Annotated in this window: 22 protein-coding genes; 14 read left to right on the forward strand and 8 right to left on the reverse strand. The window is 44.1% G+C overall.

Translation table 11 applies throughout. The features are described from left to right. Nucleotides 1-21 precede the first annotated feature (21 nt). From HGO97_RS12425 to HGO97_RS12450, 6 genes are all read left to right on the forward strand, one after another. Nucleotides 22-378, forward strand: coding sequence for a hypothetical protein (locus tag HGO97_RS12425; protein WP_216242096.1), 357 nt, complete (start codon nt 22-24; stop codon nt 376-378). An 83-nt stretch (nt 379-461) separates the two neighbouring features. Then, complete coding sequence (locus tag HGO97_RS12430; RefSeq protein ID WP_216242098.1) at nt 462-764, forward strand: WXG100 family type VII secretion target; 303 nt, start codon at nt 462-464, stop codon at nt 762-764. A gap of 39 nt (nt 765-803) precedes the next feature. Next, on the forward strand, nt 804-1121 hold the full coding sequence (locus HGO97_RS12435; RefSeq protein ID WP_216242100.1) for a WXG100 family type VII secretion target: 318 nt from the start codon (nt 804-806) through the stop codon (nt 1119-1121). Between the two features lie 20 nt (nt 1122-1141). Further along, nucleotides 1142-1474, forward strand: a complete 333-nt coding sequence (locus tag HGO97_RS12440; RefSeq protein WP_216242102.1) for a WXG100 family type VII secretion target — start codon at nt 1142-1144, stop codon at nt 1472-1474. Beyond that, nucleotides 1471-2031 carry an FHA domain-containing protein gene (locus tag HGO97_RS12445; RefSeq protein ID WP_216242104.1) on the forward strand — a complete coding sequence of 187 codons (561 nt, stop codon included), beginning with the start codon at nt 1471-1473 and terminating at the stop codon, nt 2029-2031. The genes HGO97_RS12440 and HGO97_RS12445 overlap by 4 nt, the downstream gene beginning before the upstream one ends. Before the next feature lie 58 nt (nt 2032-2089). Then, nucleotides 2090-2404: a hypothetical protein gene (locus tag HGO97_RS12450; protein WP_216242106.1), complete on the forward strand. Its 315-nt coding sequence runs from the start codon at nt 2090-2092 to the stop codon at nt 2402-2404. A 67-nt stretch (nt 2405-2471) separates the two neighbouring features. Here HGO97_RS12450 and HGO97_RS12455 read toward each other — a convergent pair whose 3' ends face one another. Beyond that, nucleotides 2472-3914: a helix-turn-helix domain-containing protein gene (locus tag HGO97_RS12455; RefSeq protein ID WP_216242108.1), complete on the reverse strand. Its 1443-nt coding sequence runs from the start codon at nt 3912-3914 to the stop codon at nt 2472-2474. A gap of 736 nt (nt 3915-4650) precedes the next feature. Here HGO97_RS12455 and HGO97_RS12460 point away from each other — a divergent pair. Further along, nucleotides 4651-6924, forward strand: a complete 2274-nt coding sequence (locus HGO97_RS12460; protein ID WP_216242109.1) for a hypothetical protein — start codon at nt 4651-4653, stop codon at nt 6922-6924. A gap of 138 nt (nt 6925-7062) precedes the next feature. Further along, a complete protein-coding gene (locus tag HGO97_RS12465; protein WP_216242112.1) occupies nt 7063-9810 on the forward strand; it encodes a cation-translocating P-type ATPase in 2748 nt (915 codons plus the stop codon). Nucleotides 9811-9837: 27 nt separating this feature from the next. Here HGO97_RS12465 and HGO97_RS12470 read toward each other — a convergent pair whose 3' ends face one another. From HGO97_RS12470 to HGO97_RS12500, 7 genes are read right to left on the reverse strand one after another with little or no spacing between them, the layout of a single operon-like run. Then, nucleotides 9838-10893, reverse strand: coding sequence for a type IV pilus twitching motility protein PilT (locus tag HGO97_RS12470; RefSeq protein WP_216242113.1), 1056 nt, complete (start codon nt 10891-10893; stop codon nt 9838-9840). 44 nt (nt 10894-10937) lie between these two features. Continuing rightward, the gene (locus HGO97_RS12475; RefSeq protein WP_216242116.1) at nt 10938-11456 is read right to left on the reverse strand and encodes a hypothetical protein; all 519 of its coding nucleotides are present in this window, start codon (nt 11454-11456) and stop codon (nt 10938-10940) included. After that, on the reverse strand, nt 11446-11907 hold the full coding sequence (locus HGO97_RS12480; protein WP_216242118.1) for a hypothetical protein: 462 nt from the start codon (nt 11905-11907) through the stop codon (nt 11446-11448). The genes HGO97_RS12475 and HGO97_RS12480 overlap by 11 nt, the downstream gene beginning before the upstream one ends. Further along, entirely contained in the window at nt 11904-12410 is a 507-nt protein-coding gene (locus tag HGO97_RS12485) for a DUF4860 domain-containing protein (RefSeq protein ID WP_216242120.1), read from the reverse strand. Before HGO97_RS12485 ends, HGO97_RS12480 begins: the two co-directional genes overlap by 4 nt. 2 nt (nt 12411-12412) lie before the next feature. Further along, entirely contained in the window at nt 12413-12742 is a 330-nt protein-coding gene (locus tag HGO97_RS12490) for a hypothetical protein (protein WP_216242122.1), read from the reverse strand. A gap of 19 nt (nt 12743-12761) precedes the next feature. Next, nucleotides 12762-13814, reverse strand: a complete 1053-nt coding sequence (locus tag HGO97_RS12495) for a type II secretion system F family protein (RefSeq protein WP_216242124.1) — start codon at nt 13812-13814, stop codon at nt 12762-12764. Between the two features lie 21 nt (nt 13815-13835). Next, nucleotides 13836-14774 carry a transglutaminase-like domain-containing protein gene (locus HGO97_RS12500; protein WP_216242126.1) on the reverse strand — a complete coding sequence of 313 codons (939 nt, stop codon included), beginning with the start codon at nt 14772-14774 and terminating at the stop codon, nt 13836-13838. Nucleotides 14775-15026: 252 nt separating this feature from the next. On the opposite strand from HGO97_RS12500, the gene HGO97_RS12505 reads away from it, so the two are divergent. The 6 genes from HGO97_RS12505 (at nt 15027) to HGO97_RS12530 (ending at nt 23705) form a co-directional block, all read left to right on the forward strand. Then, the gene (locus HGO97_RS12505; RefSeq protein WP_216242128.1) at nt 15027-16385 is read left to right on the forward strand and encodes a Wadjet anti-phage system protein JetA family protein; all 1359 of its coding nucleotides are present in this window, start codon (nt 15027-15029) and stop codon (nt 16383-16385) included. A gap of 18 nt (nt 16386-16403) precedes the next feature. After that, nucleotides 16404-17048 (forward strand): DUF4194 domain-containing protein, encoded by a 645-nt coding sequence (locus HGO97_RS12510; protein WP_216242130.1) that lies wholly within the window; start codon nt 16404-16406, stop codon nt 17046-17048. Next, the gene (locus HGO97_RS12515) at nt 16999-20361 is read left to right on the forward strand and encodes an ATP-binding protein (protein ID WP_216242132.1); all 3363 of its coding nucleotides are present in this window, start codon (nt 16999-17001) and stop codon (nt 20359-20361) included. The genes HGO97_RS12510 and HGO97_RS12515 overlap by 50 nt, the downstream gene beginning before the upstream one ends. Nucleotides 20362-20401: 40 nt before the next feature. Then, nucleotides 20402-21118, forward strand: coding sequence for a FadR/GntR family transcriptional regulator (locus tag HGO97_RS12520; RefSeq protein ID WP_216242134.1), 717 nt, complete (start codon nt 20402-20404; stop codon nt 21116-21118). Between the two features lie 199 nt (nt 21119-21317). Beyond that, nucleotides 21318-22304, forward strand: coding sequence for a ketol-acid reductoisomerase (gene ilvC, locus HGO97_RS12525; protein WP_216242136.1), 987 nt, complete (start codon nt 21318-21320; stop codon nt 22302-22304). 66 nt (nt 22305-22370) lie between these two features. Beyond that, the gene (locus HGO97_RS12530) at nt 22371-23705 is read left to right on the forward strand and encodes a GntP family permease (RefSeq protein WP_246597431.1); all 1335 of its coding nucleotides are present in this window, start codon (nt 22371-22373) and stop codon (nt 23703-23705) included. The last annotated feature ends 10 nt before the right edge of the window (nt 23706-23715 follow it).

Consider the following 23715-nt stretch of genomic DNA (forward strand, 5'->3'; position numbering starts at 1 on the left):
GAGAGGTCAGGGAGAGCATACGTGAGCTACATTGATTTCAAATGTGTTCAGGCAGCCGCAACGGGGCTGTCTGGACAGATTTCCATATTGAGGGAAATTGAGGAAGAATTAAAGCAGTCAGAGCACAGAATCAGGGACATGGCTTATACGGATGAAACGGTGTACCTTTTGCGTAAGAGCCAAGAAGAAGTGCAGGAGGAAATCAGGAATCTGCAGCATTTTTCTGCATGTTTGGAAGAGTTGTGCGCCATTTGGAAAAAAACAGAAGGCAGGATTTCAGATACCTACAATTTGGAACTTACCGTTTATCCAAGGACAGTTTTTGGAACCAGCCGGATTACCGGGCTGGCTGGATTCGAACACTTGCTTACATTCTAGAAGGTAAGTCCGACCGGATATTGGAAGCTCAATGAATATGGAGTTTGAAATGACGTTTAAAAGAAGCAGCGGAGGATGAGATCATGAGTGGTTATATCAGGATATCAACGCAGCAGCTTTCCAAGGACCGGGATGCCTTGCAGGGGGAGATCAAGGAAATCGGCGGTGTTGTGAAGGAGCTTGCGGAAGAGATGCAGTTATTAGGGCAGACATGGGAGGGCCCGGCCTGGAATACATTCCAGAATCAGGTATCAGAAGATATCGAAAATATGCAGTCTGTCTGTGAAATGCTGTCTGTATACTTAAGTCATATCGAATATGCAGAACGGGAATACCGGGCCTGTGAGAATCGGATCGGGGATCTGGTGGACAGCATTCGGGTATGATAAGAGTCAGGAAACGTGGAAGGGAAAGGAGAACCGAGCATGGAGCAGATTCGGATCAAGGTTGAGACGGCCGCCCTGGAGGCCCGTGCAGATGCTGCACAGCAGAAAATCCAGGCGGTGAAGGAGCGTTTCAGTAAGGTCGGTGAGATTGTCTCCAACTCCCGCAGTTATTGGGAGGGAGATGCAGGGGACGCGCACCGCAGAGAATACCAGGAGTATCAGGAAGAGATTGAGGAAGCTCTCTTAAGATTTCAGGAGAATGTGACAGATTTGAGGAAGATTGCCGGAATTTATAAGGAGGCCGCAGATCAGACAGCGCAGCTTAGCTATGATCTGCCTTGCGATGTGATTCTTTAGCCTCATCAAGGAGGCGGATTTTGAACATCCGATTCGACGGGGGAATGGATATGATAGAATTTGATTTTGAACTTGCAGAGGCAGAAGAACAGAGATTGGAGAATACGGCAGAAAGGCTGAAACAGACGGCAGAGAATTCATATCTGGATATTGTGCACAAGTTAAGACAGGGCTGGCAGGGCGAGAGTGCTGGAAAGTTCGTGGAAAAGGCTGTGCTGCTGCAGGAAAAAATGGAGAGGACATTTGAGACTGTGCATCTAGCGAAGGATGCTCTGCGGCGTGCATCAGTCAGGGCAGAACAAGTGGAAAAAAGTGCAGAGGAAATTGTGGGTGTAAAGGGGAGGAATCGATGAGTACACAAGCGATGATTCTTATGATTTTTTTATTTCTCCTTATCACAGTATGCGTTGTGTTTACGATTCGAAAACTGTTATCAGGAAAGGAAGCACAGCGTAAGGAGTACCATAACCAGAGAAAAAATATACTCGTGCAGAATGGAATAGATGTCAAAAAGCAGATGCTCGGTTCTGGGAAAGGGGAATATTTTTCCGGGAACCTGCGGGAGTACGACACAAACTATGTCAATGGGCCCATCTATTCTACATGGAAAATTTCGTTTCAGAATCTGGCAACGGGCCGGATATATCAGTATCGTTTTCGAAAACAACTGCAGATTGGAAGAGTTCCGGTACAAAATAGTGACGCATGCCTTGTGCTGGATGGTGACTCAAAGGTTTCCAAAAGACATTGTATCGTTTACGAGGGGGAGGGAAGACTTTGTCTGGCAGATCAGAATTCCAGTAACCATACATACGTGAATGGTACTAGAGTAAAGGCACCAGTGTTTCTAAATACCGGGGATGTCATAAAAGTGGGAGATACAAAGCTTCGAGCAGAGTTCGGAAAGTAGTGAGGCGGATATGGTATACCCATTTTGACGATTAAGGAAAAGGAAGGCGGGGAATGAAATGACAGGAAGAAATGAGATCCAGTTGAACTACAAGAGGGCCTTGAGACAGGCAGATGAATTGGATAGACTGGCACGTCAGCTAAAAGCTTTAGAAGAACAAAATTGTGAGGATGCACTGGAAGGAATCAGGAATGCATGGGAAGGAGAAAATGCAGGAGATTTCTGCAGGAAAGGGCAGAGGATCAATCTTTTGATCAGGCAGCATAGTAATACGCTCAGAGAGACTGCGGCTGTTCTTCGCAGGACGGCTGTGAATACCTACCGTGCCGAGTTAAGGAGCATTGAAATTGCAGAACGGAGAAAGTATCATTAAAGCCAGAAGCTTTTCAGCTTTGCTCGAGGAGGAGGGGCCTTTTTTACTTTCTCCGTTGATGCTGATTTTATTTCTTTTTCAGAAGATTCTTTAATATTTTTACTGTTTCTTCTGTAGGATAGAAAAGACTTTCGTCCAAAGAACTCAGATAGTCGTAAAATGCATGCAGAAGGCTCGGTTCTTCTAAGTTCAGATAGACCAGGTCTTTGGTATTAGAAGAGAACAGCAGATATCCATTATGTACGGTGACATAGATGCATAGATTGCTGTTTGCAATCGGGGCATCTGGACGCAGCATAACATAGTTGTTGTTCTGACATGCATGGATCAGATTTCTCATGATTAATACCCGGTCTGAATATTCAATCGGTATATAGATTGAGTCGGGCAGTTCAGAGAGTCTTCCAGTCTGTAGAAAATTACGGATTCCTTCCTCCGTAAAAATAAAATGTGTAGACAAAGTCTTTAAAATCTCCGATTTCTGCTGGATATATTCTTTTACAGATATTACAAAATTTTTCCTGTCCGGCAGTGTACTCACGAGATACTTTTCTGGAAAGGAGAGGGGGACCATAGGCATGACGCAGGGTTCCTGTTGGAAGGAATATCCCGCCTTCTCTCCAAGGTTCAGGTTATTAAAGTATTCAAATTGCGTAAATATAGAATCAATCTTACACACTATAGGTGTGGTCTCTGCTTTCAGTTCATCAAAAATGGAACAGAATTTCTGCAGAGTGCTCTTCGAAGTAAATAAAATCCCATATTGAAGCTGCGGCGAAAATGTAATCGCATACTCTGAAGTAATGATCAGAGAGGAAAGCAGATTAAAATTGCTGTTATGTGAATTTATGCTGTCATAATAGCAGAACGGCGTATAATCACAAAGGCAGGTGTTATACATAGGAATAATTTTCTGCAGGCAGGAGAGGTTATAATCCCGCTTATCAGAAGTAATATTATCTGTATTATTCAAGCAGATAATATGATCAATCTTTAAATTCTTTTTATTCTTGCTGATAGAGGCAAGAATGTCCATGAAATCATCAGAATCCGGCTGAAAGAGCAGCTTTATATGTCCGTCCTTCTTTTGGGATTCTAAGGCCAGGATTCCGTATAAGGCGTGATTCAGTTTCGTTTTACCATTAATAGAAAGTGTGTCAGTGAACTGTGAGTAATCTAAAGTTGAAGAAAAGTAGGGAGAGGAATCAAATGTCTCTTCCTTTCTCATGGAGAAATTACTGATAAAGTCCTGAACGTTTTTACGTCTATAATAGGTCTCGTAGCCGGTGATTGTAATTTCATAGGCCTCCAGAAGTTCTCTGCGTTCTGTTGGTGTCAAACGCATAAAGTCGGCAATTTTTTGTACCAGTTCTTCGGAGCCTGGGTTTCTCTTACCGTTTATGATTTTATACATATTAGAGCGGTCTACACCACAATACTGAGCCAATTGGTGTATCCGTATATTTTTTGTCTTAATGTGTTCAGAGAGAATTGTTGAAAATAAAGTCATATAGTTACCCCCCAATTTGGATATATTCAAATCATAAAAGGAAGGCTATAAAAATTCCATAATTTGGAATAAAAATGTTTGACCACAATATGTGACACATGGAATACGGTTTTATTTGGCTTCGTAATAGTGAAATGGCCTGTCAGATTATAAGTGATACTTATGAATTATAAGGAGGGCGAAATGGAAAGAAATGCACCTGTTTTTATCGAGAATTTAATTACGCGAAATATTAAATTAAGAAAGAGAAGTTTTTTGTTCGGAAAAGTTGAAAAATGAAAGAAAATTCTGTAATATTAGATTATATTAAAATAAATTCTGAAAATATATAAATCATAATTGAGATGAATTTTTACCAAAACGATAGTACCCAATAAAATCAACTCGTGTCAAGAAAGACTGAGGGGGAAAGAATATGCCGGTAGAACAGAAAATAAAGCGTTTAAAAATAGTTTGTGGATATCTCATCTTTTTTTTATTGATATTTCAAAAATTGTATTCACCATGGGGACCTTGTTCTATTTGGGATTATATCCTGGAGTTAAAGGATGGGCAGGGTTTAGATGGAGATGCCAATACCTATCTGCAGTTTTTTACATTAGTTCCGGCTCTGCTTACGAATATATTATATTTTGTTCGGAGCATTTTACTTCAGAAAAATAAGTCGCCTAAATTTTTTGGGTATTTATCAGGGATTGGATTAGGAACATACGCGATAAGTATGCAGCCATACTTTTTGATAAACCTGGTATTGGTTATCTTTGATTTTATGTTCGCACGCTGGTTAGAGGAGCGAGACAGGATAAATGCGGCATATGAAATCCAGAAAGCCAAGGAAAAGGCAGAGAAGGCGGAAAAAAAGAGAATCCGATATTTTCCGGGAAGATATCCGGCAGAATTTTTTCAGATAATCAGAAAGAACACGGTCTATGAAAGGAAAGGCCTGAACATTCTGCGCGCCGGATGCTTTTTGAGCGGAACATGTATTTATACAATGCTTTCCATGTATGTGTTAACATCACAGATACATGGAAAAGAAGATTTGGTGACAGGCAGCGGACTGGTCCAGATTTTTCAGCAGGCAGGGCTATTGATTGTCGTGTTCAACATACTGATGCTTACTTTAATTATTTCTTATTATATTAAAGATAAGAAAAAGTCGAACCATTTATTAGTGATTCTTGGAATGCGCAGCCGGACCGTTTATCTGATGTTTGCGATCATATTTGGCTGGAATGCTTTTTTGGCAGGCATGGCAGGTATGGCGGGAGGATTTGTGACCTCATATATTGTCAGGGGAATCTGTCAGAGCAGCCTCAAGCATGGTGGGGTTCCTATTACTCTGGCATCCGTTATTTCGGGAAGAACAATCGCAATTAGTTTTCTGGTCTATGTAATAGTTCTTCTTTTAGCGCTTGGACTCAATCAGGAAAATATATTGAACCTGGCAAAGTCCGATGAGATGAATAAAGAGGTGCAGAAAGAAAAGCGGAAAAAGAAATTTGCATTGCTTTTGATTGCAATCGGAGTCGTTCTTTTTATGATTGCCATGTGTTGGCTCCGTTCAAGAAATTGGGCTGAAACTTTATATATCCACATTTTGAGTTCCATAGGTATACTTCTTATTCTAATTGGAAGCGTGACCTGCTTTTTGAACAGACTGGAATGTAACAAAGATAAATATTATTGTAAAATCATAGAAAATCGTCCCTTTTACTATCGGTATTGGAAAAGTATATGGAACTTATTTTATTTATCAATCATTCACTTTTTTGTTCTATCTGTATTTGTTGTGCAATTTAACGGTGCAGCCATAAAGCAGGATGTACCTGGAATGTTTCCGTACGATATTGTATGTACTGCATATGAAGCTGATTTAAATCAAATCTACCAAAATGCAGAGGAGCACCATGCAGAAGTACACACTTATCCTATGTTCAGAATGACTTCATTGTATGGATCTGACAAGTTAAATCCATGGTTTGGGCAGCGCCCGATTCAATGGCCCCAGGGACAGCATATTGCCATATCAGAATCGACATATGATCAATTAAATGAATATTTGGGAAAAGTACCAGAAAAACTGAATTTAGATGGAAAAGAAGTACACATTGTATATCAACAGGATCTATCTGTTAAGGCTCATACCATAGACTGGGATACGAATCGGGTAAATAAACATCTTCGAATTGGCCAGCCATTATCATATTATAATACGGCGAATTTTGAACGGATATTTCCGATATGGGATGTAAAAAGTGAAGAAAGAGATATCTTAACAGGGACCTTTTATCAGGGAATGCAGGATAATTTGATTGTATTTAACGACTCATACTTTGAGGAGGCTTATCAGCAGGTGTCTGATTATAATAAAAAGCAGTGGACGTTAAGGGAAGATGCGTCCTTTCAGGATTGGAGATTTTATGCGTTATACAATACCTCTAATATGACGGAAGGGCCCACACAGCTAATCTGCCTGAATGTACCAGATGAAGAACGGGATGGAATGATGCAGAGTATGAGGTTTCTGGAGGATAAATACCAGTACGACAGAATGTGGGATGATTCCATTCAACAGTTTTACGAGAAACGGCAGATGATAATCAACACGGAGACAGAGATTCTTTTCCGTAAAATAGTATATGCATTTGTGATACTATTACTTTTGGTAATGGGATTTTTCCAATACTATGTAAAGTTCGAATCAGAGATGAGAGAGCTGAACTGGCAGAATATCTTTCTTAAAAATCTGGGGATGAGGGAAAAAGACAGGAAAAAGGCACTGGCGGGACAGATGAAAAAGTTTGTGATACTGCCGTTGGTTATAGGAATCTGCGGAGGAGCCGCGTTCAGTATACTTACAATAAAGGCCCGTCTGTATACAACAACAGAGATGGTTCGCTTTTTGGGGGCAGAGGCTTTTATTTATCTGTTGTATGTAGGAGTTTGGATAGTATGGTACCTTTGGATTAAGAAGATGGTTTGGAAGCAGGCAGAGGTGGAAAGGTAAAAGAATTGGTATAATAAGTAATACATAAAGGTGGACTATTCCTCCCCTTTCACGCATACGATACATTAGACATGCTGATAATCCACAGCAATGAGGATTCACTCAGCCATCGTACAAACGTGAAAGGGGAGGTTTTTATTGTTTGAGGAAAAATCAGTACGAGAGATATCGGATTTATTACATACAGACAGGGAGAAGGGGCTATCAGAACAGGAAGCATCACTACGTTTGGGAAACTATGGACCGAATGTATTAAAAGAAGGCAGGAAAAAGACGAAGGCAGAGTCCTTTCTGGAGCAGTTGAATGATCCACTGATCTGTGTTCTGCTGGTTGCAGCGCTGGTGTCGTTTCTATTAAAAGAAGTCAGTGACGCAATCATTATTACAGTTGTGATTCTTGTGAATGCGACGGTGGGAGTCATCCAGGAAGGAAAAGCGCAGAAGGCGCTCGAATCGCTGAAAAAGCTGACAAGCCCGAAAGCCGTGGTTAGAAGGGAAGGAACGGCTCGGGAGATACCTGCATCAGAGCTTGTCAAAGGGGATCTGGTGCTGTTAGAGGCCGGGGTACAGATTCCCGCTGATCTGCGTCTTGTACGGACGTGGAATTTAAAGATTGAAGAATCCGCTCTGACAGGAGAATCTCTCCCGGTAACGAAGGATGCGGATTTTCAGGCAGTAAAGCCTCTGCCAGTAGGTGACCGGAAGAATGAGGCGTTCATGTCTACCCTGGTGACGGGCGGAAGAGGGGAAGGAATTGTAATAGGGGCCGGCATGGAGACAGAAATCGGAAAGATCGCTTCGATTATCAATGACGTGCCCCGGGAATATACCCCGCTCCAGAGGAAGCTGGCTGATTTAGGAAAAATACTCAGTATCGTATCTGTCCTATTATGTGTGGTTCTTTTTGGGATTGCTGTATTCCAGAAACGAAACATCCTGGAAATGTTAATTACTGCCATTTCCCTGGCCGTGGCGGCCGTACCGGAAGGGTTACCGGCAATCGTGACCATCGTCCTGGCAATGAGCGTTTCCAAGATGGTAAAGGTCCACACAATCGTACGTAAACTGCCTTCAGTGGAAACATTAGGAGCAGTAAATGTTGTGTGTTCGGACAAGACAGGGACACTCACGCAGAACAAAATGACAGTCATGAAGTATTTCGTAAATCAGAATGTTTACAAATGCAGTCAGGCTGCACCCAACATGCCGGATGAGTTTACAGAAGGGATGCTGCTCTGTAATGATGCGGTGATCACTTCAAAGGAGGAACTGGGAGACCCTACAGAATTGGCGCTGCTGAGGTTCGCAGAGAGTTATCATTCAGGAAGTGAGAACAAGACATTAGAGGGACGGTCTAAGAAAGAAGCTTTAGAAATCAGAATGCCCAGGATTCAGGAAAAGGCATTTGACTCACAGAGAAAGATGATGACTACACTTCATCGCGGGCCCCAGGGGTTCATTGCATATACAAAAGGAGCGCCGGAGGTACTTCTTAACAAATGTACAAAAATCCTGATTAATGGGAGGGTACAGTCTCTTACTGATTCACACCGCAGACAGATTCGACAGACCGTGGAGGATTTTTCAGCACAGGCATTGAGAGTTCTGGCTGTTGCATTTCGAAGGGGAGAAAAGGATGTACAGGAGGATGGTCTGACATTTGCAGGACTTGCAGGGATGATCGATCCTATCAGGCCGGAGGCAAAAGCTGCAGTTGAACGCTTCAAACAGGCTTCTGTGCGGACGGTTATGATAACAGGAGATCATATTGATACGGCCTTTGCAATTGCCAGGGAGCTGGGGATAGCAAAGAAAATGGACGAGTGTATCACTGGAGATGAGTTAGAGCATATATCTGACGCACAGTTGAAAGAAAGGCTGGGGAAGGTCAGTGTATTTGCCAGGGTCTCCCCGGAACATAAGGTGCGGATCGTGAGATCTTTGAAAGAAACAGGAAATATCGCAGCAATGACTGGAGATGGTGTGAATGACGCTCCATCTCTGAGAATGGCGGATATTGGAATTGCAATGGGAATCACAGGGACAGATGTTGCGAAAAATGCCGCAGATATGATATTGACCGATGATAATTTTGCAACGATTGAAAAGGCGATTGAAGAGGGACGCAGTATTTATGAAAATATCAAAAAGACGGTCTTGTTTCTTTTGTCTTCCAATTTCGGGGAAATCATTACTATGTTCACCGCTGTTCTTATGGGGATGGCGTCCCCTTTAAAAGCCAGCCATATCCTGTGGATCAATCTGATTACAGACTCCCTTCCGGCTTTAGCGCTGGGGGTAGATAAGAATGATAAAGAGGCACTCATGAAGCGGCCGCCGAGAAAGGCAAAGGAAGGTCTGTTTTCCAATGGAGGGATTTCCTGCACGATCTTTTATGGATGTCTGATTGCAGCGATCAGTTTAACGGCATTTTTAAAGGTGCCTTGGGAAATCCTGGCCCAGCAGCAGAAGGCTTTTACGTTGGCAAATATATCGGCAGTGTTTCAGTCAGCAGAAGTTCTGACAAGAGCGCAGACGTATGCGTTTACTGTGTTGGGAATGTCTCAGCTTTTTCACGCGTTGGGAATGAAGGATGTGCATACATCGGTATTTTCCAGGAAACGAGATTTTAATCCGGTGATGGCGGCATCCTTTGTGGTCGGGTTCCTTCTCCAGGCTGCGGTCACGGAAGTACCGTATCTGACTGTCATGTTCGGGACTGCGGCACTTTCATTCAGAGAATGGGGAGGCCTGATTATACTGGCAGCATTTCCTGTCCTCGCACATGAGATTTTTGTCCTTCTGCATGCGGCAGAAAAAAGAGATCCAGAAAAAGAGGAGCCAAAAAAAAGCCCCTCTCTGGTTCCGGGAAAAGGCCGTCTATAGGCCCCTCCAGAAAACAGAGAAGGGAAACTATAATTTTTTTACGAGCATCTCAGGATTGGTTGCGTGGGTCAGAGCAGTTTCTTTTGTAATGACACCATTTTGGCAGAGCTTCTGCAGACTGGAATCCATGGAGACCATATCCTCTTTTACCGATGAGTAGATGATTCCGTCAATTTGATGTACTTTGTTATCACGGATCATATTGCGGATCGCAGGAGTCACCGTCATAATCTCAAATGCGGGGGTGACCTTGCCGTCTACCGTCGGTACGAGCTGCTGCGATACAACGGCATTCAGGACCATGGAAAGCTGAACGGCAATCTGCCGCTGCTGATTCGATGGAAATACGTCTATGATACGGTCAATCGTATTCGCAGCACCGATGGTATGGAGCGTGGAGAAGAGTAAATGTCCTGTCTCCGCTGCTGTCATAGCGACATTGATCGTCTCGTAATCACGCATCTCACCTAAAAGGATCACATCAGGGCTCTGCCTTAAGGCGGCCCGCAGTGCAGTGACATAGTTGTCAGTATCTACGTTAATCTCGCGCTGGCTCACGATACTGCGGTTGTGTCTGTGGAGGAATTCCAACGGATCCTCCAGAGTGATGATATGTTCATCTCTCGTTCGGTTGATCTGGTCGATGATACAGGCCAGGGTAGTGGACTTCCCGCTTCCTGCAGGCCCAGTGACCAATACCATCCCTTTGCCGTTGTTACCGAGCTGCATGATATAGTCGGGTATTCCAAGCTCTCTATAATCTGGAAGCTGGAAGGTGATGATCCTGATGACAGCAGAGAGAGCACCCCTCTGTTTGTAAGCACTTACACGAAAACGGGAAACGCCCTGAATCGCAAATGAGAAATCATCATCTCCATGCTGGTGAAGCTGGTGAATATCCCGATGACCTGCAAGATGATAGATCTCGTCCAATAAGGATTCGGTATCTGGTGGAAGCAGACGCTCCTCCTCTTCCCGGTGGATGACTCCGTTGATTCTATATGAGACAGGGAGGCCGGCTACGATAAACACATCGGAAGCTCCTGCCGAAACAGCTTGTTCTAAGATTGATTTTGCGCTCATTGATACAAATTCTCCTTATATAATAATAAATTCATGATCTCTTCCTATTGGATGAGGTTTAACGTATCGTCTCCGCTCCATTCTTTTGTTGAAACGACCTTCCATTCACGAATCTTGTAAAGCCCCTCATCAGCATTTTTGCCAGGAACAAGTGTCAGTATGACAGATAGGGCCTGCTTCTCACTGATTGGTACAGTATAGGCGACAGTAGGCGAATCTGTAGAAAAATCTAATTCCAATTCTGTACTATTTCCGCCTTGTTTTGCATTCTCAAAAGTAAAATCAGACAGACGTCTTTGGACTTCATGGTAGTAAGTGCTTTGTGAGGATTTGTAACTCTCGGTGAGGACTGCATCAATGGCATCGAGGATCTCCTCTGCCTCATTGGCAGCCGTGTAGTAAGCGGTCCTACGGTCAGCCAGTCTCTTACTGAATTTATAATCGCTCTGGGCACTAGAAAGTGATAATGTGGCAAATGTGACCAGGCAGAGGACCAGAAAGATGACCAGTAAAGAGGAGGAACCGATATTTACAAATGGGGCTGATTTTTTCTTAGATTCCATTGCCGGCCCTCCTTTGCAGATGATGTGAAATATCCAGGGAATAGATGCTGCTGTTGTCGTCGGACTTTCTCATATCTAGTTTTCCATAAAGCATCTGGTCTTTTGTCCTTAAATCAACGGTCAAGACATAGACTCCATCCTGTTTGGGACAGCTTTGAAAATCCTGGTCGAAATAGATGGACATGCTGGCTGTCTTGTCTGTCCTGGCATCGGGATACTGGTTCAAAAGCAGTTCCAATGCAGAAGGGATGCTGTCGGAGACATCGATCAGTTCTGCCGCATTGGATACTTCCGTGACCGCCGCATTTAATGCCTTTGCGTCCCGGCTCAGCAGATGGGATTTTACAAAAAACTGCACACAAACAGCACTTGCGATAGAAAAGAATAAAATCGCAAGAATCAGTTCCAATAGGAACAGGCTGGAAGATTTGGCGCGGTTTCTGCGTATCATTGTGAACTCCTTTCGCTGTCAGAGGTGCTCCTTATACTTACAATGGAGGATGCCTTTTGTCCGTCCTGGTCAATACAGGTGAAAGAAAAAGAACTGTTTCCAGCTTCTTTCATCGTGAAAGATTTAATTGGCAGGATCGTCTTACCAGAGGCAGCATCTGTCTGCACACCATCTTTTACAAATAATTCTTTTAATTCATTTTGGTCTGTGTATATATAAGTGAAATAAGTCTCATCGCTGTATTCCTGCTCTAATATCAGGGCATCATGCCCGTCAAAGGTCCCAAGGGAAACATTCCCCTTCTCATCTCCCTGGTGGATTTTTTCTGTGATATAGGAGAGAGAAGTACCTGCTGTATAATTCAGTGAGGAACGTTCTGTTGTGGAGCGGTAGATGTTCGTAGCAAGCAGGATGACTGTCAAAGCCGATACTGCAAATACGAAGAACAACGCCACAGGGAACAAAAAATCAATCATATGGTTTCTCTGTGTACGGAAGCGCATGATCAGTCTCCTTTCTCAATAATGGTCACATCCGGCAGGATATTCGAGCCGATGACCTTATAGTCTACGAAAAAACGGTCCTCATCGTATGTCAGCCCATAATGCTCTTTTAGATAATCCAGGCTTTCAGGATAGGCCCCTTCTACGGCATAACAGTATGTGATATTGCGGTTCAGTGCATTTTCCAAGCTTTCCTTCTGTCGTCTTATGGAACTGGAGGAAAGTGATTCAATTCCCTGGCAGAACAGTACAATAATCAGTAAAAAGGCACAGACGGATAGAAGGAACTTCCGGTATGTATTCTGTTTTTTCTGATATTGAAAACGTGCCATAAGTACCTCCTTTATGTGCTTAGATGCTTGACATAATGCCCATCAGCGGGAGCATGACAGACAGCAGTATGACTCCGACGATCAGGGAAAGAGCGATTACCAGGGTCGGCTCCAGTACGGCCAGTGCATTATTCATCCGGTTATCGATATCATCCTGATAGAGTCCTGCAATCTGGTTCATGACTTGATCCATAGATCCGGTCTTGCCTCCGATGGAAGCCATCCGGGCATACATTCCGGTGAATATACCTGCACTAAAAAGTGCCTCTGATAAGTCACTGCCCTCATTTATAAGCTCCTGGCAGCGGTCTATCTTTTTTTGAAAATCACTATCTTCATTCAATGCGGTCACCAGCTCCATGCTGCGTTCTGGATTCAGTCCGCTGCTTAGAGTCAACGCCATACCGCTTGCAAAACGGCAGGCAGCGATCTCTTCATAGATGGCTCTTGAGAACTTAAAGTGATAGGCAAGCTTACGAAAAGTTCGTTTTCCACGGGCTGTCCGTGTCGTATATAGAATGAGGGCCGCAATAATCACGAGAATTACAATAAATATGATGGAATACCGGTTAATTGCGTTGCCCAGGTTCATCAGAGTCCGGGAAAATCCAGTCATCTCAGTACCAAGCTGGATGAACACCTGGTTAAAAATCGGCATGACCTTTACAAGGAGGACGAGAATGACAACGACCATCATCCCAGCCATGATCAGTGGATAGGTAATGGCATTCTTAATACTTTTGGCAATCGAGTCTTCTCTGTCATAGTGGTCGCCAAGTGCGGTCATTACCTCATCCAGAGTTCCGGTCTCCTCACCGATCTGGACCATATGGAGCATATAGGCAGGGAATAGCCCGGTAGCGTCCAATGCCTGATAGAGACTTCCGGTCTCCTGGATATTTTCTAAAATAGCCTGTAAGATCTGCTTCTCATCCGCAGAAGAGGCATCCTCAAGCATAATGGTAATCCCTTCAATGGATGAAATCCCTGACTTTAAGATCAGGGCAATCTGCCCGCAGAAAGAGGAGACCTCTATATTTGAAAATGGCTTTGCCTGCAATTGATTCTCCATAAATGTGTCCTCCATTATCTTCTAATAAGAATATTTCACGATATAATTGCTTCCGTCACCAATATATTTCCCTACGGCCTTTGTACTGTTATTGGCGGCCAGGGTTGGGTCCATCAGGGACCAGTTCTTTCCGTCGAACTGGATGATTTTATCAATCCAGCCCTTCCCTTTGATGTATACACTTACCCAGGCATGGTAGGCCTCGCCGGAATATCCCACCTCCAGTTTCGTTGGAATGGACTGGGAACGCAGCATGGCAGCCATTAGGGAGGCATAATCGAAACAGATCCCAGTTCCTGTATCAAGGGTCTCATTCAGATTAGGAAGGTAGTCGGTCGGAGTGTCCTCGGCCTTCTTTTTATCATAGGAAATATGATCTATGATATAATGATAAACATTTTTCACATAATCTAAATCGTCTGTCGACTGGCCGGACAGCTTTTTCCCAAGCTTAACAGCCTTGGAATCCTCTGTGAACCAGACATATTGGTTGGGATATAAAAATGGTTTGAACTCATCAGCAATCGTGACATCCATGTCCTGAGAGAAAGCAATGGCATAGGAGTTGTCCTTTACATGCTCCAGAATCTCAAGATGGTATCCTCCATTACCGCCAGTCAGAGGGAAAGTCTCATAGGAGCTGCCTCTTAAGGTGTAGGTGTAGATCGTACCATCGGGAACAGTGATCCTTAACTTTACTTTGTCGACGGTTCCTTTATACTGGACCATGACATATCCGTCGCTTGAGTTGGAAGCATCTATAGAAACAATTTCATTGCCATATACGACAGTTCCACTGGCCTGGGGAGCTAGAATCTGGAGCGTGCTCTCTCTTTTTTTCTGATCAGAGGCGGATGCATCGGAGATATTATTGTCTTTGCCGGAGCAGCCAAAAAGAAAGGAGAACATGATGAAAGTTAAAAGAAATACACTTATATAAGGTGTGCTTCTTCTATCCATTACATCAGGCCTCCTTTCCGGGTTTGATAGATTATATTTTCGTGAGTGGTGACGTATCCGTTTCAATTTGTCTTATCTTCTCATTGTATATCACGAGGGGGGAAAAATAAAGGTTTGGCGCATAAAAATATGATGTTTGTAACAGATTTACAAGAGATTTTGGCTTGATTGTAGGCATAAATCCAGGTTTACAGTATTTTTTCCTTATGATAAAATAGGAACAGGCATCAAAATTAGAAGGGAAAATTAAACATGCAGATGCGTTTTGAGGTCCCGGACACCTTCTGGAGTTTATTCCGCTCGGTGAACCGGGATGTTTATATTGAAGCATTATTGACGATAAATGAAGAATATCAGTATAATAATTATTTTTTGACCCGTGAGGCATGCATTCAAGTTCTAAGTGATATGAATGCGAAAAAGAGATTTGAACTTCAGCGTGAAGAGGATGAGACAGAGTTTGATATGCTGGAGACACCTTCCTCACGTATTCTGAACTGGCTGCTCCGTAAGGGCTGGCTTAAGAGGATCGAGGACTATAATACGCTGGCGACAAATATTGTGATACCGGACTATTCTGCTATTTTTATTGATGCGTTCGAGAGGCTGACTTCGGAGGATATGGAGGAGACCGAGATTTATATCCAGAATGTCTATGCAACGCTATTCTCGTTTAAGAATGATTACAGGGTGAACCTGAATATGCTGCGTACGGCGCTGATCAACACGAGACGGCTCAATAAAGCGCTCCAGGATATGCTGCATAATATGGATAAGTTTTTCGCCCGTCTTCTGGATCAGAAGTCCTATGGAGAACTGCTCAAGGAGCATTTGGAAGGCTACGTGGAGGAGATTGTCCGTAAGAAGTATCATATTTTGAAGACTTCGGATAATTTTTATATTTATAAGATGGATATTAAAAAGGTCTTAAGGGATATGCGTGAGGATGAGGAATGGATTGAGACTGTTCGTAACCGTTCCAGGGCGCAGGGAGATACGAGGGAGGATGTCCTGGATCTGCTGGATATGATTGAACGTGGATTTGATGATATCGAGCATCGGATTTCCAACATGGACAAAGAACATACGAAGTATGTCAGGGCTACGGTGACAAGACTGAATTACCTGCTGAACGGTGAGACCGACACAAAGGGATTGGTCGTCCAGCTATTGAACCGGATGGCCGCGAGTGATAATTGTGAGGAAATGCTGAAATGCACGGGGCAGAAGATGAACCTGTCACTGTTAGAAATGATTTCAGAAAAGTTTCTGTACAAACGCCGGAAAGGACGCCAGGACTTCATCAGCCAGATGGCGCAGGAGGAAGTGTTAGAGGATCTGGACCGTGATGATGTGCTAAAGCTCAATAAGATCCAGGCAAGGTATAGTAAGAAGCAGATTGAGGAATTCATTGAGGCACATATGGATGGTGAGATCATGGATGCGTCAAAGATTCAAGTGAAAGATGAGGAGTCCTTTGAGAAACTGATTCTGGCATACGATTTGAGCACAAGAAGAAATAGTAAATATATGGTGATTGAAGAGGAGCCAGAGATGATCGAACAAGGGGGATATCGATATCCGGGGCTGAAGTTTGTGCGCAGACGTTAAGTAAGAGGAGAATTTTATATGATAGAGTATTACGAGCAGCTCATGCAGGAGGAACAGGAGGCAGTCACGGAAGTGATCCAGCTTTTATACCGCCAGACCTTTCTGCTGGAGCGAAAGTTTGATAAACGTGCCGGAAGGCTTTCCTTTGTGAAGGAGTACCGGACATGCAGTAAGCATTTGGAATTTTTGAAGGAATATTTTAAGGTGGCAGGTGTCACCCTTTATGAGAATGCGCATATGGGATTGATCTATATCCAGGGTGAGAACTTGTGGGGAGAGAAGCTGCCAAGGCTTGCGACCATTTATCTGCTTGTTTTAAAGCTGATTTATGATGAACAGATGGCAGAGGTTTCTTCGAGCAGCCACATTGTGACGACGATGGGAGCGGTCAATGGGAAGGCCGGAGATTTTAGGGTCCTGAAAGGACTTCCTTCACCGACGGAGATGAGGAAAACAATTTCATTGCTAAAGAAATACCAGATTATCGAACCATTAGATGTTCTGGAAGAATTGAACGAACATACTCGTTTGATTATTTATCCCTGTATCAACGCAGTTTTGATGGGGGATGACATCCGGGAATTACTGAATACATTTAACGAGGAGGAGAACATTGGAGACGAATCAGCCATTCAAGGCCATCTCGAAGATATGCCTGAATAATTGGCATTACATAGACAGGAAAATATTAACTCTGAATGAGGGCATTAACTTTTTTACAGGACACTCTGGAAGTGGAAAGTCAACGGTGATCGATGCCCTTCAGATCGTGCTGTATGCAAATACAGACGGAAGGGGGTTCTTTAATAAAGCGGCGGCAGATGATTCTGACAGGTCCTTAATAGAGTATCTGCGTGGAATGGTGAATATCAGTGAAAATAATGAATCCCAATATCTGAGAAATCATAATTTTTCCAGTACGATCGTGCTGGAGCTGGAACAGACGAATACCAAGGACAAACAGTGCGTGGGTGTTGTTTTTGATGTAGAGACCTCTACAAATGAGATCAGCCGGCTCTTTTTCTGGCACACAGGGGGGCTGCTCGCAAATGGATATCGTGCAGATAAGCGCTGTCTGACTACGATTGAGATGCGGGAATATCTGCAGAGGACCTTCCCGGGGGAACAGTATTACTGTGGACCCAGCAATGAAAGATTTCGGCGGCAGTTGTACGATATCTATCTGGGCGGACTGGATATGGAGAAGTTCCCACGTCTGTTCAAACGCGCGATTCCATTCCGCATGAACATCAGGCTGGAGGATTTTGTAAAGGAATATATCTGTATGGAGCAGGATATCCATATCGAGGATCTTCAGGAAAGCGTCATGCAGTATGGGCGGATGCGCAATAAGATAGAGGAGACCTTGGAGGAAATCCGCAGACTTACAGAGATTCAGGAGAGCTTTAAAAAGTATGAGCAAGAGCGCCGGGAAGTTGGTGCGTGTACGTATCAGATCGATAAGCTGGAGATGATGCAGTTGCGAGCTAAGATTCAGGAGCTGACAGACAGGATCGAAGGCCGCCAGGAGGAAATCAGCCGTCAGGAGACGATGCGGGCCAGATTGGAGGAAGAGGAGCAGAAGATCCAGAAGGATTATGAAGAGATTCTTCTTCGCATCAATAACAGTGGGTATTCCAATCTTGAGACAGAACTGTCCAACATCAATGAGACGCTGGAGCGGCTTGAGAACAGCAAGGCCAGATGGGAGCAGACTGCAGAGCGTCTGAACGAGTGGAAAGAAAAAGACATGACACCAAATCAGACAATCTGGGATATCGAGAAGTTCGAAAAGGGAACGATTTCAAAAGAGGAACTGAGTCGATTGAAGGATAGTTTGACAGAGCTAAGAGAGGAAGTTGAGGAGGAGCGCCGTGAGACGGACTCCCGTCTGCGCAGGATTAAGAAGGAAGAGCACGAGGCACGGGAAGAATTAAAGGAGCTTAAGCAGGGGCGCAAAGCCTATCCGAAGGAATTGGAAGAGGCAAGATATGAGCTTCGGACCCGGTTGGGCGAGCGTTGTGGAAAGTTTGTCAACGTGCAGATTCTGGCAGATCTATTGGATATTAAGGATGAGCGCTGGCATAATGCGGTGGAAGGGTATCTAGGCAATAATAAGCTTTTGCTTGTTGTCGAACCGAAGTATGCGAAAGCCGCTATGGATATTTATCAGGAGATGGATAAAAAACGATTTTTCCGGGCGGCTGTTCTGGACACGGAGAAGGTCATGGAGTCTGCGAAGAAGGGGGAGCATCAGGTACGTCCGGGAGCGTTGGCAGAAGAGGTGACAGCAAAGGAAGAGCATGTCAGGGCCTATATTGATTTCTTCCTTGGAAATGTGATGAAGTGCGAAAGCCTGGAGGAACTTCGTGACTGTAGAATCGGGATCACACCGGATTGTGTATTGTATCACAGCTACCGTCTGCAGCATATCAATCCCGAAAATTACACCCGGAGGGCTTATATCGGTGAGACGAGCATGCGTCAGAGGATTCGTCAACTGGATGAGAAGTGTCAGGCGTTCCAGAACGAGCGTCTTCCGCTTCAGGAGACATTGGAAGAGCTGAAAAAGATGGGACAGCTTGAAGGACTGCAGCAGCCGTTGGAGGACTATCTGGGATGGCTGTTCGATATGGATCGGATTGCCGGGAAAGAGCGCCGTAAGAAGCAGCTCACTGAACAGATGAGACAGCTTCGGGAAGAATCCGTTTCGGCATGGGAAGAGCAGAAGGCTGATCTGATGAGACAGCAGATCGATAAAAAGACGCAGATACAGAAGGTACAGGAGGAAATCTGGAAGAACCGGGAATTCATTCAGAAATGTAAAAGCGATAATTTGGAGATGAATGCACAGCTTGCAGACAGAGAGCGGTATTTTCACGAGGATGCCGGATTTGAAGAGGCGTTTCGTAAGTTCATGGAGAGCCGCAAGTCTGTCAACTATGAGTATTTGAGGCGGCAGAGGCTGGGAGACCGGATTCCGATGGAGGAAAAGCTGGAACGCTCTTATCAGGCGTTGGTAGATGTGAGAAGCAGCTATATCCAGAAGTACCCGAACCGGACATTTTCCACCAGTATCAAGGACAACGGGCCGTATGATAAGCTGCTTGAGCGCCTTTCATGTGATCATCTGGAAAATTATAAGGATGCAGCCAGGGAGCAGGCACGGTCCGCAGTGGAGCATTTTAAGGATGACTTTATTTTTAAGATCCGAAGTGCAATCCGGGAGGCATATCAGAGAAAGGACGAGCTGAATCGGATTATCAGTAAACTGGATTTTGGTAAGGACAAGTACCAGTTCGTAATTACAAAGAACAAAGGCGCGGATGGGAAATACTATAAGATGTTCATGGATGATTCCCTGCAGATCAATCCATCGCAATTGACGAATGCCATGGAGAATCAGCTCAATATGTTCACAATGGAGCATGAAGATCAGTACGGGGAGATGATGAACGAACTGATCAACATTTTCATCCCGCCGGAAAATGCCACAAGAGAGGAACTGGAAGAAGCTAAGAAGAACATGGATAAATATGCGGATTACCGGACGTATCTGTCTTTTGATATGCAGCAGATCGTACAGGGCGAGAAGGATATGACGATTGGCTTAAGTAAGATGATTAAAAAGAACTCTGGCGGTGAGGGACAGAACCCGCTTTATGTGGCATTGCTGGCGAGCTTTGCACAAGTGTACCATATCAATCTGTCGCCGAAGATTCAGAGGAATCCTACAATACGTCTGGTCGTATTGGATGAGGCATTCTCGAAGATGGATGCAGAGAAGGTGGCAAGCTGTATTTCCTTGATACGCGGCCTTGGCTTTCAGGCGATCATCAGTGCGACTAACGATAAGATCCAGAACTATCTGGAGAATGTAGACAAGACATTTGTGTATGCAAATCCGAATAAGAGGCACATCTCGATACAGGAATTCGAGAAGACAGAATTTGAAGAACTGATCGAGGAGGAGTAAAGGGGTCTGACCCCTTTGTAATTGTGGAAGGAGGAACGTTATGGAGAGTAAGAAGGAGAGCTGGCTGACTCCGGTACCAAAGCAGTCATTATCCAAAATGGTGGTAGAGAAGATTAAAGAAGGACTCATCAGCGGGGCGATTGTTCCAGGAGAATTTCTCCCATCGGAGACAGAGCTTTCAGAGCGGTTCGGTGTAGGAAAATCGAGTGTGCGTGAGGCAGTTAAGATGCTGGAGGCCATGGGAGTCGTGGAGATCTGTAAAGGGAATGGCAGCCGTATCCGCACAACGGTAGATTCCAGTGTCATGAATCCACTCATATTCCAGCTCATCCTTCAGAGCCGTACAGAAAGCAAAGACAAGCTTGTTGAATTCAGGCGGATGCTGGAAGTGTCAGGCAGCCTTCTGGCCATTGACAATGCATCTGATGAAGATATAAAGGAACTGAAAGATATCCATGAACGGACGAAGCAGGACTTTAAGAAGGGCAGGGCGACAGTAGAGAATGATATGGAATTTCACAATAAGATATATGAAAGCACTCATAATCCGTTTGTAGTCAGTATAGGACGCAGTATCATGGAGCTATTCCAACCATCACTCGTGATTGCCAACCGAGATTATTCGAGGATGGTAACAGATAACCATGATAAGATCTTAAAGGCTTTGGAAGGCCGGAATAAGGCGGCTATGGAAGAAGCGATTATCCTCTCTCTTGAGAAGTGGAAGGAATTGGCCCTGGACGAGTGTATGGAGTAAGTAAAGGATGTATTCACTGATTTTTGTGAATACATCCTTTTTTGTGCAAAACATACATAAAATAGGACTGAATATTAGTAAAATAGTAAAAAGTACCGAACTCCTATTGACGAGAGGTCTGTTTAATGCTAATCTAACATCAGAGGACAGACATCAGATGACTGATGTCATAGAACAAATAAAAAGGAGTGTATTTATTATGGCAAACATTTATTATGACAACGATGCAGATTTAGGTTTAGTGATTGACAAGACAATCGCAATTATAGGGTATGGGAATCAGGGACGCAGTCAGGCGCTGAATATGCGTGATTCTGGAATTAAGAATGTGATCGTAGGAAGCAGACATGACGAATCCTTTGATCAGGCAAATGAAGACGGTTTTATGGTCTATTCAATTGCTGAGGCAGCGAAAAAGGCAGACATTATTTTCCTTCTTTTGCCAGATGAAGTGGCACCTGAGATTTATGAAGAGCAGATCGCTCCAAATCTGGAGCCGGGTAATGTATTGAACTTTGCATCCGGGTATAATATTACCTTTAAAAGGATTACACCGGCAGAGGGACTGGATGTTGTCATGGCAGCCCCGCGTATGATTGGAAAAGGAGTTCGTGAGCTGTATGTCAGTGGAGAAGGATCACCAGCATTTGTCGGCGTTCACCAGGATGCTTCCGGCAAGGCACTGGAATATGGAAAGGCACTCTGTAAAGCAATCGGAGCTACCAGAAAAGGTGCGATCGAGGTAACATTTGATGATGAGACTTGTCTGGATTTAATGGCAGAGCAGGGAACCTGGCCGATTATTTATAACGTGTTCGTTGAGGCGTTCAAGCTTCAGGTTGAGATGGGGCACCCGGAGGAGGCTGTACTCATGGAGATGTATTTGTCCAAAGAGCCGGCTGTTATGATGGAGAAAGCTGCTGAGGTCGGTTTCTTCCGTCAGCTTCCTTACCATTCACATACGAGTCAGTATGGACAGTTGATTGGATTTAACGATGTAGATACCAGCGAAATTCGTAGTTTCCTGAAGAACCGTTATGAAAGAATCAAGGGTGGAGCATTTGCAGAGGAATGGGATAAGGAGCAGCATGAGAACCATTTAAGTACATTAGAGAAGCTGGAGTCAGACGCATTTAATAGTGAGTTTACAAAGGCAGAAGATCGGTTAAAAGCAAGATTGAAATAAGAAGCTGGTTCAATGTGGTGGTCCGCTTGGAATGAAACGGCGGAGAAGGAGGGGCTTGTGAATATCATGGTTTTTGTTTCGCTGGCTGTGTCAATAGTCATAATTTTGTTTGTTATCTTAAAATTAAAGCTGAATCCGGCAATTGCACTTGTATTGGGAAGTATCTTTATGGGGATTACAACAGGACTCGGTGCTGCAGAAACGATTGACACAATCAGCAGCGGGTTTGGAAATCTTATGACCGGGATTGCACTGCCTGTTGGTTTTGGAGTGATTTTAGGTCAGTTACTTTCTGATTCGGGCGGTGCAAAAGTAATTGCAACTACAATGATTCAGAAAACATCCGAGAAATATGCCTTGTATGCATTGGGAATAACGGCTTTTCTTTTATCAGTTCCCGTATTTTATGATGTTACATTTGTTATTTTAATCCCATTAGCTATCGCAGTATCACGCCAGATACATAAGCCGCTGCCTTATACAGTAGGCGCGATGATTATAGGTGCTGGAGCCGCCCATACGCTGGCGCCCCCGACACCGAATCCATTGGCAGCAGCGGAAATCCTGCACTTTGACTTAGGGGTCATGGTCATTGTTGGAATTGTCCTAGGTTTGATTTCAGCAATCATTGCGATGAAGATATTTTTTACACTTCTAGACAAAGGATTCTGGAACAAAGAGAAGGATGAGACCGGAGTGGAGGTATATGAAGAACATATCTCCAATGAAAAGAGGAATGAGCCGACATTTATCATGTCATTGATACCGATCTTGCTGCCAGTTGTTCTCATTCTGGTGGGGACGATCATGGGGGCCGTGATGAAGCAGGTCCCGGCTGCAGTCACCTTCCTGAGCAATAAAACAGTGGCATTGTTGTTGGGTGCATTGAGTGCATATGTGATTTCTGCACGGGCAATGGATAAAGAAGAACGCGATCAGTCTGCTACAGAAGCGTTAAAAAGCTGTGGAATCGTGCTTCTGATCACAGGTGCGGGTGGCTCCTTTGGTGCAATTATAAGTGCCACAGGAATGGCAGATATGCTGGCTGACCTGATTCAGAATATTTCAGCATCTCCTGTTGTAGCTCTTTTGATTGCATTTGTAATAGCAGCACTTTTCCGTGTGGCTCTTGGTTCAGGAACAGTGGCTTCTATCACGACCATGACCATCATGGCTTCCGTACCGGCGGCTGTGGGCATGCATCCGGTGTGGATGGCGATCGCCTGTCTGTCAGGCTCACTGAGCTGCGGACATGTCAATGATAGTGGATTCTGGGTCAGCACGAACTTATCAGGATTTACTATAACAGGAGGATTGAAGAGTTATACCTTGGGAAATGCAATTACGGCAGTCTTGGCAATGCTGTTTGCCATTATCGGATGTCTTGTGATTCCCATTTAGTTATCGATAT

The sequence above is a fragment of the Faecalicatena faecalis genome (assembly GCF_012524165.2).
GTDB lineage: Bacteria > Bacillota > Clostridia > Lachnospirales > Lachnospiraceae > Faecalicatena_A > Faecalicatena_A faecalis.

Bases quoted from the DNA above. Each gene is read 5' to 3' on its own strand.
- HGO97_RS12430 (WP_216242098.1), top strand. From the start codon at position 462: ATGAGTGGTTATATCAGGATATCAACGCAGCAGCTTTCCAAGGACCGG.
- HGO97_RS12435 (WP_216242100.1), top strand. From the start codon at position 804: ATGGAGCAGATTCGGATCAAGGTTGAGACGGCCGCCCTGGAGGCCCGT.
- HGO97_RS12445 (WP_216242104.1), top strand. From the start codon at position 1,471: ATGAGTACACAAGCGATGATTCTTATGATTTTTTTATTTCTCCTTATC.
- HGO97_RS12450 (WP_216242106.1), top strand. From the start codon at position 2,090: ATGACAGGAAGAAATGAGATCCAGTTGAACTACAAGAGGGCCTTGAGA.
- HGO97_RS12455 (WP_216242108.1), bottom strand. From the start codon at position 3,914: ATGACTTTATTTTCAACAATTCTCTCTGAACACATTAAGACAAAAAAT.
- HGO97_RS12470 (WP_216242113.1), bottom strand. From the start codon at position 10,893: ATGAGCGCAAAATCAATCTTAGAACAAGCTGTTTCGGCAGGAGCTTCC.
- HGO97_RS12475 (WP_216242116.1), bottom strand. From the start codon at position 11,456: ATGGAATCTAAGAAAAAATCAGCCCCATTTGTAAATATCGGTTCCTCC.
- HGO97_RS12480 (WP_216242118.1), bottom strand. From the start codon at position 11,907: ATGATACGCAGAAACCGCGCCAAATCTTCCAGCCTGTTCCTATTGGAA.
- HGO97_RS12485 (WP_216242120.1), bottom strand. From the start codon at position 12,410: ATGCGCTTCCGTACACAGAGAAACCATATGATTGATTTTTTGTTCCCT.
- HGO97_RS12490 (WP_216242122.1), bottom strand. From the start codon at position 12,742: ATGGCACGTTTTCAATATCAGAAAAAACAGAATACATACCGGAAGTTC.
- HGO97_RS12495 (WP_216242124.1), bottom strand. From the start codon at position 13,814: ATGGAGAATCAATTGCAGGCAAAGCCATTTTCAAATATAGAGGTCTCC.
- HGO97_RS12500 (WP_216242126.1), bottom strand. From the start codon at position 14,774: ATGGATAGAAGAAGCACACCTTATATAAGTGTATTTCTTTTAACTTTC.
- HGO97_RS12505 (WP_216242128.1), top strand. From the start codon at position 15,027: ATGCAGATGCGTTTTGAGGTCCCGGACACCTTCTGGAGTTTATTCCGC.
- HGO97_RS12510 (WP_216242130.1), top strand. From the start codon at position 16,404: ATGATAGAGTATTACGAGCAGCTCATGCAGGAGGAACAGGAGGCAGTC.
- HGO97_RS12520 (WP_216242134.1), top strand. From the start codon at position 20,402: ATGGAGAGTAAGAAGGAGAGCTGGCTGACTCCGGTACCAAAGCAGTCA.
- ilvC (WP_216242136.1), top strand. From the start codon at position 21,318: ATGGCAAACATTTATTATGACAACGATGCAGATTTAGGTTTAGTGATT.
- HGO97_RS12530 (WP_246597431.1), top strand. From the start codon at position 22,371: ATGGTTTTTGTTTCGCTGGCTGTGTCAATAGTCATAATTTTGTTTGTT.